Source organism: bacterium, from assembly GCA_024224155.1.
Classification (GTDB): domain Bacteria; phylum Acidobacteriota; class Thermoanaerobaculia; order Multivoradales; family JAHEKO01; genus CALZIK01.
This window is the reverse complement of the sequence record JAAENP010000551.1, coordinates 1-2,041: the sequence shown is the minus strand read 5'-3', so window position 1 is coordinate 2,041 and position 2,041 is coordinate 1. Positions and strand designations below refer to the sequence as shown.

General features: G+C 66.2%; 2 protein-coding genes. Both read right to left on the bottom strand.

Annotated features, from left to right (window positions below):
- The coding region (locus GY769_25440; protein ID MCP4205269.1) for a sulfatase-like hydrolase/transferase at positions 1-1,545 on the bottom strand (1,545 nt) is incomplete at its 3' end.
- Positions 1,546-1,658: 113 nt separating this feature from the next.
- The coding region (locus GY769_25435) for an aminomethyl transferase family protein (protein ID MCP4205268.1) at positions 1,659-2,041 on the bottom strand (383 nt) is incomplete at its 5' end.

Sequence of the window (2,041 nt, the reverse complement as noted above, 5' to 3'; positions counted from 1 at the left end):
CGCCTCAGCCGTCTTGTCATCGCCGGTGAGGCTCTGGGCGAGCATGATTCGCCGGTGCAGGTGCGCTTTTTCCTTGGGGTCGGTCCTGGCGACCCGCGGGTCGTAGGAACGGGCATCGGCCTGACCGGGTCCTGCCAGGTAGCCCAGCGCCTGGAGCTGCGAGAGAGCCTGTTCGTCCAGGTCCGGCACCGACGAAGCAACCGCTCCTTCCTCGAGCCGGTCGGCGAGCGCCACCAGCTCGCGGGCCAGCCGCTGAACGGTTCTCTGCTCTCTCCCCGCGAGGTTGGTGAGCTCGCCCGGATCCGCAGCGAAATCGAACAGCTCGGGGTTCGGGGCCTCGATGTACTTCTCGGTTCTGGACCGCAAGACGCGGAGCGGTGCCCAGCCGTAGTGAAGCAGGGGGTAGAAAGACTCGGCGTAGACCGCACGTTGCGGCCCCGTCGCAGTCGTGTCGTCTTTGCCGTCACTCAACATCGGCTCCAGCAGGCTCCGACCCTGCATCACCTGGGGCACGTCCTGGCCGGTGAGCTCGAGAATCGTCGGCGCGATGTCCACGTGACTCGCTACCGCATCGATGCGCCGGCCTGCTTGCGCCGACTCGGGAAACCGAACGATCAGCGGCACGTGAACCGTACTGTCGTAGGCAAAGTAGCCGTGAAATGTCTCACCGTGATCTCCCAACCCCTCGCCATGGTCGGCGGTCACCACGACCAGGCTCGTGTCCAGGAGAGCGCGGCGCTCGAGCTCTTCGACGAAACCACCCACCAGCAAGTCGGTATAGGCAACCTCGGCGTCGTACGGCTTGCCGGGGTACTGGGATCGGAACGGCTCGGGCGGCGTGTAGGGGTCATGTGCGTCGAAGAGATGCAGCCAGAGGAAGAACGGGCGCGCTTCGGCCGGTTGGCTCTGCCGCTGGTCGAGCCATGCAATGGCCGCCGCGATCGTCTCGGTGCCGGGCCGTTGCACCGAGCCGAGATTGGCATCCTCGAAGGCGCCCAGGTCGAAGTCGTCGTAGTAGTGATCGAAGCCGCGCGCGATGCCCCAGCGGGCATCCAGGACAAATGCGCTGACGAACCCCGCGGTCTGCCAGCCGGCGGCGCTCATGGCCTCTGCGATGGTGCGGTTCTCATCGCCGAGGTGATAGCCCACGTTCTCTCGCACGCCGTGAAACGGAGGGTAGGTCCCGGTCATGATCGAGCTGTGCGCGGGAAAGGTGAAGGGGACCGTCGATGAGGCGTTGGTGAAGAGCACTCCCTGCGACGCGATCCGGTCCAGGTTGGGCGTCTTGACGCGGGAGCCATAGCTCGAAAGGCGGTCGGCGCGAAGAGTGTCGAGGGTGATCAGGACTACGTTGAGTCGGTCCGGAGCCAGGTCGCCGGCAAGCTCCTCGCGGAGCGCCAGCCGTCGGCGCTGTTGCTCGACGGCGGGATCGGAGCTGCCACAGCCCAGCGCCAGGGACAGCACGAACAGGGCGCACAAGAGGGCGAGCAGCGACGGGACTCCCTTCTGGGCCGCCCGAGTTGGCTCAGTGGCGCCGTTCTTCATCCGAGAGAGCGTACCGCACGGGCAGGGGCGCCGTTGTCGTCGAGACAACGGCTCATCCTGCCTTCACATCGAGCGCCGGCCTGGTTGGCAGCAGGGCTCGAGAGGTCGGGATCCTAGGCGAGGAGACGCTCTGCCTTCGGATCGTAGAGCGGCTCCTCGACCACGGTGGCCGGGCGCCGGTTGCCCACCAGATCGACCTCGAGCTGCGTCCCGGGCGTCGCCAGTTCCGTGGGCAGATACGAAAAGGCGATCGACTTCTCGATGGTGTGCCCATAGCCTCCCGATGCCACGTAGGCCACCGGCTGCCCGTCGGCGAAGACCGGCTCGAAGCCGTGTGCGTCGGCATCTTCGGCCTCGATGACAAGACACGCAAGCAGTCGTTTGGGTCCCTCCTGCTTCTCCCGAACGAGGGCATCCCGTCCAATGAAGTCCCCCTTGTCGAAGTCGACGAACCGCTCCAGGCCGGCTTCGAGTGGCGTCCAATCGGCGGACATGT